Annotated in this window: 6 protein-coding genes, 1 tRNA gene and 3 pseudogenes; 7 read left to right on the top strand and 3 right to left on the bottom strand. The window is 74.4% G+C overall.

The genetic code is table 11. From position 1 onward, the window contains the following. Both GA0115240_RS37745 and GA0115240_RS29630 read right to left on the bottom strand, forming a co-directional pair. Positions 1 to 222: pseudogene (locus GA0115240_RS37745) on the bottom strand (hypothetical protein); the annotation flags it as partial. Positions 223 to 324: 102 nt separating this feature from the next. Further along, entirely contained in the window at positions 325 to 1,206 is an 882-nt protein-coding gene (locus GA0115240_RS29630) for a Rieske (2Fe-2S) protein (RefSeq protein ID WP_093741391.1), read from the bottom strand. A gap of 175 nt (positions 1,207 to 1,381) precedes the next feature. Between GA0115240_RS29630 and GA0115240_RS29625 the strand changes: the two genes are divergently transcribed. Further along, complete coding sequence (locus GA0115240_RS29625) at positions 1,382 to 2,962, top strand: phytoene desaturase family protein (protein ID WP_161302565.1); 1,581 nt, start codon at positions 1,382 to 1,384, stop codon at positions 2,960 to 2,962. A 140-nt stretch (positions 2,963 to 3,102) separates the two neighbouring features. After that, positions 3,103 to 3,480 carry a DUF805 domain-containing protein gene (locus GA0115240_RS29620; protein ID WP_093741389.1) on the top strand — a complete coding sequence of 126 codons (378 nt, stop codon included), beginning with the start codon at positions 3,103 to 3,105 and terminating at the stop codon, positions 3,478 to 3,480. A gap of 193 nt (positions 3,481 to 3,673) precedes the next feature. On the opposite strand, the pseudogene GA0115240_RS38840 reads toward GA0115240_RS29620, so the two are convergent. Beyond that, positions 3,674 to 3,872, bottom strand: a pseudogene (locus GA0115240_RS38840) (hypothetical protein); the annotation flags it as partial. A gap of 166 nt (positions 3,873 to 4,038) precedes the next feature. On the opposite strand from GA0115240_RS38840, the pseudogene GA0115240_RS29610 reads away from it, so the two are divergent. From GA0115240_RS29610 to GA0115240_RS29590, 5 genes and pseudogenes are all read left to right on the top strand, one after another. Further along, positions 4,039 to 4,368: pseudogene (locus GA0115240_RS29610) on the top strand (ATP-binding protein); the annotation flags it as partial. Between the two features lie 301 nt (positions 4,369 to 4,669). Continuing rightward, the gene (locus GA0115240_RS29605; protein ID WP_237555322.1) at positions 4,670 to 5,056 is read left to right on the top strand and encodes a hypothetical protein; all 387 of its coding nucleotides are present in this window, start codon (positions 4,670 to 4,672) and stop codon (positions 5,054 to 5,056) included. A gap of 294 nt (positions 5,057 to 5,350) precedes the next feature. Next, on the top strand, positions 5,351 to 5,950 hold the full coding sequence (locus GA0115240_RS29600; protein ID WP_237555321.1) for a bifunctional DNA primase/polymerase: 600 nt from the start codon (positions 5,351 to 5,353) through the stop codon (positions 5,948 to 5,950). Positions 5,951 to 6,005: 55 nt separating this feature from the next. Then, positions 6,006 to 6,079: transfer RNA gene (locus GA0115240_RS29595), tRNA-Lys, on the top strand. Positions 6,080 to 6,136: 57 nt separating this feature from the next. After that, positions 6,137 to 8,558, top strand: a 2,422-nt coding sequence (locus GA0115240_RS29590; RefSeq protein ID WP_093741386.1) for a phosphatidylglycerol lysyltransferase domain-containing protein, incomplete at its 3' end; no start/stop codon positions are given.

The raw sequence follows: 8,558 nt of genomic DNA, 5'->3' as shown, positions 1-8,558 counted from the left end.
GGCCGTGGTCGAGGGGACCGGGGAGCTGGGCGCGGCGGACGCCGGGGTGGCGGAGGGGGCAGCCGCGGAGATGCTCGACGCGTTCGGCCGCCCGCTCGCCCCCGTCAGCGACGAACCGGACGGCGCCGCCAGCCACGCGATGATCAGAGCCGTCATCCCGGCCGCGCCGATCACCGCGAGCCATCCTCGGGTCGACCGGGCCCGGTGCCGCGTGTGTGCCATGACGTGCCTTCCGCTCCTGTGTTCGCGTCCGCGTATCGACCCCCGTACACAGGAGACGGCACCCCCGCCGTCCGATAACACTAATTACGGATGAGGCGCGCGTCACCCCACCACCGGCCCCCGTCCCGAATCGGCCGCCCGCACCTCGATCATGCCCTCGCGCACCCGCGTCTCGTAGCCGGGTTCCGGCGAGGTGGCCGGTCCCCGCACCACGTGTCCGTCGGCCAGGTCGAAGGTGCTGCCGTGCCAAGGGCAGATCACACAGCCGTCCTTCACCTGGCCCTCCGCCAGGGGGCCGCCCATGTGCGTACAGGTGGCGGACAGCGCGTACACCTGCCCCGCCCGCCGGTGCAGCAGCACGGCGGTGTTCCCGGCCGCGGCCTTGCGGGAGGCGCCCTCCGCCAGATCGGCCTCGGGCAGCACCGGGGTCCAGCCCAGCGGCCGGTCCTCGAAAGCGGTCTGGTTGACGTTCACCGCCTCGGCGAAGGCGAGGTGCCCGCCGAGGTAGGCGCCGGCCGACATCGCGCCGTACCCGGCCCAGCCGAGCATCCTGCCCCGGAACCGCTTGCCCTTCGCACGGGCCACGAGCGAGGCGGTGTACAGCGCCAGCGCGGTGGTGTTCGCCGTGGCGTGCACGACGCCGACCCGGCGGGGGCCCGGCTCGGCCTGCGTGTCCGACCAGTCGTTGAGGCCGGTCAGGGCCGCGGGCACGGCCGCCGCGACCCCCATCGCGACGAACAAGTCGGCGAACGGCGCTCCCCGGCGGCCGCCCACGGTGTCGAGCAGGGCCGCCGCGGTCCACGCCCCGATCGGGACATCGGTGAGCATCGGGTGGGCCGGATGGCCGAGCGCGGTACCGCTGAGCAGGTTGCGGACGCTGCGCGCGCCGACCGCCTTGTGCACGAGGGCGGCCAGCGGTACGGCCACCGAATCGAGCAGGCGCTCGCGCTCGATGCGCTTCACCAGGGTGTTGAGACAGGTCATGGACTCGCTCTTTTCTCCGGGCCGTCCCACGCACGGCGGGCAGGTTCCCGCGCTTCGCGGGCAACAGATCCGTACCTCCGCGGGTCCCCGGCTGACAGACCCAATCGGGTACACCGGGATCGGGCGCCCCTCGCCGTCCCGCGCTCGGCCCGGGCCTCCTCCTAGGCTCGGCCGCATGAACGACTTCCCCGCCCGAGCCGATGTCGTCTTCGTGGGAGCCGGCCACAACGCGCTGGTGGCCGCCGCCTACCTGCTCGAGGCCGGCCGCAGCGTCTGCCTGCTGGAGCGGATGGATCAGCCGGGCGGCTGGGTGCGGACGTCGGAGCTGGGCGCGCCCGGCTTCCGGCACGATCCCTGGTCGGCCCTGCACCCGTTCTTCGTGGGCGGCCCGGTCTGGCCCGAGTTGGGACCGCACCTGAACCGGCACGGGCTGGAGTACGTCGTCGGGCCGCTGTCCATCGGGGCCTCACTGCCCGACGGGCGGTCGGGCGTCGTCCCGGTGGACCCGGTGTCCTTCGCCGAGGAACTCGACCGGCTCGGCGAGGCCACCGCCTGGAACAGCCTCTTCACCACGCTCGACCCCTACCTCGAACCCCTCTTCGGCCTGCTCGGCTCCGGCCTGGACAGCCCCGAGGCCGAGGCGCGACTCGCCTCCCTGCTCCTGGACAGCCGTTCCATGGCCCTCCCGTTCGGCCAACTGCTCAGCGGCACCGCCATGGACCTGGTCACCGGCTGCTTCCGCAGCGAGGAGCTGCGCTTGACGGCGGCGCCCTGGCCCCTGCATCTCGGCGTCGGTCCCGAGGACGCGCCGGGCGCCTTGTGGACCGTGCTGTCACTGGCCGTCCTCAGTGGCGGCAACCCGACGCCCGTGGGCGGCAGCGGCCGTCTCGCCGACGCGCTGGCCGCGCTGGTCGCCGAACGCGGCGGCGCCACCTTCTGCGACGTCGACGTGGACGAGATCCTGGTGCGCGACGGCCACGGAGCCGGCGTCCGCACCAGCGGCGGAGCCGTCATCGAGGCCGACGAGGCGGTCGTCGTGTCGGCGACACCCGATCAGCTCTACGGCCGGCTGCTGCGGGACACCGACTGCGTACCGGCCGGGGTCCGCGCCCAGGCGCGCGGCTACCGCTACCGCCGCGGCTGCTTCCAGCTGAACCTCGCGCTGTCCGCGCGACCGCGCTTCCACGACAGCCGGCTCGACGCGGGCGGCAGCATCAACCTGGGCCGCGGCGTCGACGCCCTGGTGACCTCCGTCCGGCAGGCCCACGCCGGGCTGCTGCCCCGCTGTCCGTCCATCGCCTGGCACGAGCCGACCGCGGTCGACCCCACCCGCGCCCCGGCCGGCAAGGCCGTCGTACGGCTCCAGGTGCTCGACGTCCCCCTCGTCCCGATCGGCGACGCGGCCGGCACGTCCTACGGCGCGGACGGCTGGGACGCGGCCACGGCCGAGGCGTTCGCCGACCGGGTGCTGGCCGAGGCGGAGTCACATGTCCCGGGCCTGACCGGCCTGGTGCTGGAGCGCCACATCACCACCCCGGCGGACCTGGCCCGCCAGAACCCGAACGCGGGCCCGGGCGACCACGCGGCCGGCGAGAACTCCCTGGCCCAGGGCCTGTTGCAGCGTCCCATCCCGGCCCACGCGGGCGGCTACCGGACGGCCGTCCCCGGCGTCTGGCTGATCGGCGCGGCGACCTGGCCGGGGGCGGGAGTCGGCGGCGTGTCGGGCCGCGCGGTGGCGAAGGCGCTGCTGGGCTGAGCGCCGCAGGTCACACCCCTGCAACAGAGCGCTTTCTTTGTTGACTTGTGCAGATCAACGCCCCTACTGTCTGCTGGCCCAGCCATGATCGGCGCGGGCGGATCACTTGATCGCACATCCAGTCCTTGGGGGGACACACCATGCAGTGGTACATCGACGGGCTCAAGAAGTATGCCGTTTTCAGCGGGCGGGCCCGCCGCAAGGAATACTGGATGTACACCCTGTTCAACATCATCGCCGTCGTGGTGCTGTTCATCATCAGCCACGTGATCGGCAACGCGATCCCGTCCGCCGTCTACGCGCTCGCGGTCCTGCTGCCCAGCCTGGGCGTGCTGGTGCGGCGCCTGCACGACACGGGCAAGTCCGGATGGTTCGTCCTGCTGGTCTTCGTCCCGTTGGCCGACATCGCCCTCCTGGTCTTCCTCTGCCTCGACGGCGAGCGCGGTCAGAACAAGTACGGGTCCGACCCGAAGCAGGGACCGGGCGACGCCGCCTCCGCCCCGCAGCCGTCCTACTGAGCGTGATGCCCGCGGCCCGCACCGGAGTTCGTTCCGGTGCGGGCCGCGTGCGGCGACCTCGACGCGGTCTCCGGAAGCGCCGCTGCTGTAGCTGCTCTTGAACCGGGCCAGACACGGCCTAGGCTCCGCGCATCCGCTGTGACCACCCGGTTCTCCGGAGTCTCCAGCAGCTGAAGGGGACCGGAGCCCGGCATCTCCCCCGAGGCGACCGTGTGCCTCGCTTTCCGCACCGCCTCGCCGAATTCCTCCCGGCGGAGGCCCGCGTGCTCGCGCAGGGCCTGGACGACCGCGCCGAAGGTCCGCAGGCTGTCCGACGACTCCGGTTCGCCGCCCCCGCCCGGGCCCGCGTCCGCCGGACCCGTCACGCCCGGACCGAACGGGCCCCCGGTCATTCCCGGCCACCTCCCGCGTACCGTGCCGCTCGCCTTGTGCTCACCTGCAAGGCGCCTATGCTCACGGCCCGTTGCTCGTACGGTCCACCCCGCCTCCTTGTACGCTGACGTTCCGTACTCGGTAGGCTGCTGGTAACCGGCCCTACCGGACGGGCACATTGGGCTCATGACGGCACCCTCTCCCTCCCAAACCCCGTTTACCGTACGTACGTTCGTGCAGTGCTTCCGAGCCTCGAAGCTCGGCGCACGGCTCGCCCGCCAGGTCGCCGTGGCCGAGCTGGACGGCTGGGGCGTCGCGCGCGACAGCGACCTGTCCGGCACCGTCGCGGTGATCGTCGCCGAACTGGCGTCGAACGCGGTGACCCACGGGCGCGTCCCCGGCCGGGACTTCGAACTCCGTCTCACCCTCGACGCCGGCACCCTCGGCATCGAGGTCTCCGACCCGCGCGGCGAACGCCGCCCGCCCTCGCCCGGCGCGGTCGAGGCCCCGCGGTCCCTGGACCAGTCAGGCCGCGGACTGATGCTGGTCGAGGCCCTCGCCGACCGGTGGGAGGTGCTGGACCGCGACGTGGTCGGCAAACCGTCCGCGCCGAACTCGACCTCCCGGCGCCCTTCTCCTCCTGACCCCCCGCGGGTGCGCTCCTCAGGCCCGACGCGGGCGGGGCCGGCCGCCGGCGTGGCGCGCGGGGTCGGCGGAGCCGGCGGGGCCAGCGGAGCCGCCCCAGCGCACCCGGGCGCGCGGGGATGCCGGGCGGGGCGGGACAATGGAGGGTCGAACGAATCCGGGAGGTATCCCTATGACCGAGCCGCAGCCGGCTCCGCGCCCCCGCGAACCCCGCGCGTCCGACGCGTCGCGCGACAAACGGCCGAAGCGGCCCGCCTCGCTGCTCTTCGAGCCGGGCGCGCCGCTGGACGAGGGCGGCGACCGGTTCTTCGACCTGGAATCGATGGAAGACCCGAAGGAACTGCTGCGGCGCGCCACCGAGCTGGCCGTGGCCTTCCGGGCGGCGGCCGAGCGGGCCACCGACTTCCAGGCCCTCGCCGCGGCGCAGCTCACCGACCCGCGCCGCTTCGACCGGCTGACCTATGCCGTGCTGGCCGAGCAGGCCGGGTGGACGGAGGACTACGCCAAACGGATGGCGGAATACGGGGAAGGGCTGCTCAAGGGCATCGGGCCCGTCTAGGCTCCAGACCGCCGGGCGCCTGCCCATCGGGCCGCCGGCCCCGAGCCCTGCCGCCGCCCACTCCCGCCTCGGGCCGCCTCGGGGCCGCCTCGGACCGCCTCGGACCGCCTCAGCCGGGGGGCGCGAACCACCCCCGCCCACTCCCCCACCCGCACGCCCCGGCGCCCCCGGCGCTATCGCTGAACGTAACCACTGCGTGACTACGCGCCGCAAGGTACTCCGCGGTTGCCCGCCTGTCCCGGGTATGGGCGTTTCGTGGAGGCCCCCGCGGGCGGTCCGCTATCAATGGACGCCATGGACGAATGGCATGCCCTAGACATCGTCACCGAAGCCCAGCAGCGCCGACGCGCCACCCGTGTCACCCCCGACGGCGCCGCCTGGCTGGCCTCCGCCAGCGCCTTCCCGCGTGCCGTCAGGGCCTCCTGGGCGGCCCGGCCCACCGCCCCCGGCGTGCTGCCGTGCGGGACCCTGTTCGACGTGGTGAACCTGCCCGCGCTGTTCGGCCGCCGGGTGCTGGACCAGCTGTGGGCGGCCGGCCCCGGCAGCGGGCCGGTGGCCGTGCACCGCGGCCGGGTGCTGCTGCTGGTCACGCCGGGGACCGCCCAGCGGCTGCCGGCCCTGCTGGACTGGGAGGAGTGGGCCGCCGCGGTGCCGGCGATGCTGTGCCACGGCACCGGCGACGCGGTGACCGTGCCGCCGCTGCACAGCCCCGATCCGGACCTCGCCGGGGAAGCCTGTACGGACGGTCCGGTGTCCCGCTGGGTGGTGGCACCCGACAGCCGGCGGCCCTGGCTGCCCGGCGCCGACCACCTGCTGTGGGCCTGTCTGCGGGCCGCCCGCGCGACCCCGGGAAAGGCTGCTCCGTCGCTGGTCAGGGCCCCGGAGCGGCCCTGATCCTTATCGATTTTCCTCCGCCGGGAGCGGGTGCTAAGGTCTAGGACATCAGCAGGCGCCGCTAGCTCAGTTGGTTAGAGCAGCTGACTCTTAATCAGCGGGTCCGGGGTTCGAGTCCCTGGCGGCGCACCTGAAAGCGAAAGCCCTCCGCTTGCGAGCAGGGGGCTTTCGTCGTGCCCTGTACCCATGGGGAACTGGCTGGCCGACACCTACCGCGACCGGATCGTGGACCCCGGCCGCGAACCCCTGTTCCTGCTGCTGGTCGGCCTGCTCGGCTCCTTCCTGTTCATCCGCTTCAGCGTGCGGATGATCCGCCGGGAGGTCTCCTGGTGGCCCGGCAATGTGTCGCCGGGCGGCACCCACATCCACCATGTGGTCTTCGGCCAGGCGTTCATGCTGATCGCCGGCATCGGCTCGGTCGCGGTCCGCAGCGGCGGGCGGGTGACGTACGACGTGCTCGCGGTGGTCTTCGGCATCGGATGCGGACTGGTCCTGGACGAGTTCGCGCTGGTGCTGCACCTGGAGGACGTCTACTGGAAGGAGGAGGGACGGCAGTCCGTCGACGCGGTGATCCTCGCGGTGTCGGTGATCGCGCTGCTGCTGATCGGGCAGGCGCCGCTCGGCGGGTACATCGGCGGCAGCTCCGCCGATTCCTACCTGGTGGGCGCGCTGCTGCTCGGCTTCGTGGTGCTGTGCCTGATGAAGGGCAAGGTGTGGACGGGCCTGCTCGGCGTGATGGTGCCGGTGCTCGCGGTGGTGGGGGCGATGCGGCTGGCCCGGCCGCACAGCCCGTGGGCGCGCTGGCGGTACGCGGCCAGGCCGCGGCGGATGGCGCGGGCGGAGCGGCGCGAGGAGCGCATCCATGTACGGGTCGCCGCGGTCAAGACGTCGATGATGGACGCGGTGGCGGGGGCGCCCACCGTGTCCCGGACCGCTCCGGCCCGGGCGAGGCCCCGGCCGACCCTGGTGGATCTGCCGCCGTCCCGGCTGGAGTTGCTGCTGGCCCGGGTGCTGGGTCCGCTGCGCGCGCCCGGGGCGGCGGCGGCCGTCTGGTACCTGCGGGCGGCCGCCGGCCTCGACGCCGTCACCGCGGCCGTCGCGCCCTTCCGGCGTGACGTGCGGGCCGGTGACAGCGGGGAGTACGTCAACGCCTTCCTGGTCGGCCCCGGCTTCACCGGGGCGGTGCTGGCCTTCGTACTGTCGGTGAGCCTGCGGCGGCGCAAGCGGGCCGCGTGGATCGTCACCGTGCTGCTGGTGGCGGCGTACACCATCGCGACGGCGGTGACGCTGGTGGCCGTCCGGGCCGCGCGCGGCCACCCCTGGAACTGGGTCTCCGCCGCGCTGACGCTGCTGCTGCTCGCCGCGCTGCTGGCCTCCCGCCCGCTGTTCAACGTGCGCGGGGAGCGCGGCAACGCGGCACGCGGGCTGCTGAGCCTGCTGATCGGCGCGGTGGTGGCGCTGGGGGTGGGCACGCTGCTGGTGTACGCCACCGACCGCGATCCGCCGGCGGTGTGGGGGACGAGCGCGCGGTACGCGGCGGTGCGGATCCTCACCGTGTCCCGCCTCTTCCGGCTGCCCGGGGTGCGGGTGCCCGGGTGGACCGACCTCACGATCAATCTGCTGAGCGTGGCGCTGATGCTGTGCGTCCTGCTGGCCTTCTTCCGCGCCCCGCGCGGCCGCGCCCGGCTGCGGCCCGGCGACGAGCAGCGGCTCCGGGCCCTGCTGGCCGGGGCCGCCGCCCCGGATTCCTTCGGCTACTTCGCCCTGCGGCGCGACCACACGGTGTGCTGGTCCCCCGACGGCCGGGCGGCCATCGCCTACCGCGTCACGAACGGGGTCGCGCTGGCGGCGGGCGGCCCGCTCGGCCCGCCCGCCGCCTGGCCGACCGCGATCACCCACTGGCTCGCCCTCGCCCACCGCCACGCCTGGGTCCCGGCGGTCTCCTACGCGGGTCCGGCCGCCGCGACCGCCTACCGGGCCGCCGGCTTCCGGGCGGTCGCGTCCGGCGAGGAGGCGGTGATCGAGGCGGCGGCCTTCGCCGACGCCTTCGGGGAGCCGGCCGCCGGCCCGGCGGACGACGACCTCGCCGGTGTCCGGCGGAACATGCTCGCGGCGGGCTACCGCGTGGTGGCGCGGCGCGGGCAGGAACTCGGCGACGACGAGTGGCAGCAGCTGCGGGCGCTGGTGGACGCCTGGCGCCGCAGGCGCGGCGGACCGGAGCTTGGGCGGCTCGGCGACGCGGCGGACGGCCGGTGCGTGGTGGCGGAGTGCCGCGACCCCCGGGGGCGGGCCTGCGCGGTGCTGGTGTTCGTGCCGTGGGGGGCGGACGGGCTGACGCTGGACCTCCTGCGGCGCGACCGGGAGTCGGGCCGGGCCCCGGTGGACTTCCTGCTGACGGAACTGCTGCTGCGGGCCCGCGCCGATACGCCCCCGCTGGCCGGCATCGCCCGCCTCTCACTCAACGTGCTGCGCTGGCCCTACGACCCGTACGGCCCGCACCGCCGCCCCCGCCACCTGCTCTTCGAGCGCCGCACCGAACTCCCCCGGGTCATGACCGCCGGCCTGATCTCCGGCGCCGCCCTCCTCCCAGCCCGCCGCCCACCCGCCC

It is taken from the genome of Streptomyces sp. DvalAA-14, assembly GCF_900091855.1.
In the GTDB taxonomy this organism is placed as follows: domain Bacteria; phylum Actinomycetota; class Actinomycetes; order Streptomycetales; family Streptomycetaceae; genus Actinacidiphila.
Note: the sequence above shows the minus strand (reverse complement) of the source record. Positions and strands in the feature narration are given on the sequence as shown.

Bases quoted from the DNA above. Each gene is read 5' to 3' on its own strand.
- GA0115240_RS29620 (WP_093741389.1), top strand. From the start codon at position 3,103: ATGCAGTGGTACATCGACGGGCTCAAGAAGTATGCCGTTTTCAGCGGG.
- GA0115240_RS29630 (WP_093741391.1), bottom strand. From the start codon at position 1,206: ATGACCTGTCTCAACACCCTGGTGAAGCGCATCGAGCGCGAGCGCCTG.
- GA0115240_RS29625 (WP_161302565.1), top strand. From the start codon at position 1,382: ATGAACGACTTCCCCGCCCGAGCCGATGTCGTCTTCGTGGGAGCCGGC.
- GA0115240_RS29600 (WP_237555321.1), top strand. From the start codon at position 5,351: ATGGACGAATGGCATGCCCTAGACATCGTCACCGAAGCCCAGCAGCGC.
- GA0115240_RS29605 (WP_237555322.1), top strand. From the start codon at position 4,670: ATGACCGAGCCGCAGCCGGCTCCGCGCCCCCGCGAACCCCGCGCGTCC.